The following is a 477-nucleotide window of genomic DNA, read 5'->3' on the forward strand; positions in this document are numbered from 1 at the left end:
GGATAGAAGCGACCGACGGAGAAGAACGCCGCGCCGACCGGATAGCCGCGGCCGGGATGCAGGTCCGGGAGACCGACGACGCGGCACATGCCGTCCAGCTCGGCGGTGGTTTGCAGTTGCTGGATCGCCTTGCCTTCGATCCAGGTGCTGTCCGAGGCGATCAGTGCGACGCCCGCGGACAAAGGCTTGATGTAGTTGCCCATAATCCAATCCATGTGATTGAAACGGTAGATCCGGGGGGCAGACCGAAGCCGAGCGGGCACTCGCGGAAGGGCGAAGGGCGTCTAACGGAGAAGTGAAAACCTGGGGAGCGGTGACCGCGGCAGCCGATGACCTCTCGCCGGAAGCTTGCGCGGACGCAAGGGCGGGAATCGTTCAGCGGTGCAGGGGGTCGAGCGGTAGGTTTCGGTGGCCGTTAGGCCAGGCGCAGCCTGCAAAGGGTAGAGAACTGAATCATCGATGTAACCTCCTTTGCGG

General features: G+C 63.5%; 1 pseudogene. It reads right to left on the minus strand.

Features of this window, described 5'->3' with window-relative positions:
• Positions 1-203: pseudogene (locus M8318_RS00205) on the minus strand (RNA ligase RtcB family protein); the annotation flags it as partial.
• Between the last annotated feature and the right edge of the window lie 274 nt (positions 204-477).

It is taken from the genome of Leclercia tamurae (assembly GCF_025566055.1).
GTDB classification, from domain to species: domain Bacteria; phylum Pseudomonadota; class Gammaproteobacteria; order Enterobacterales; family Enterobacteriaceae; genus Enterobacter; species Enterobacter tamurae.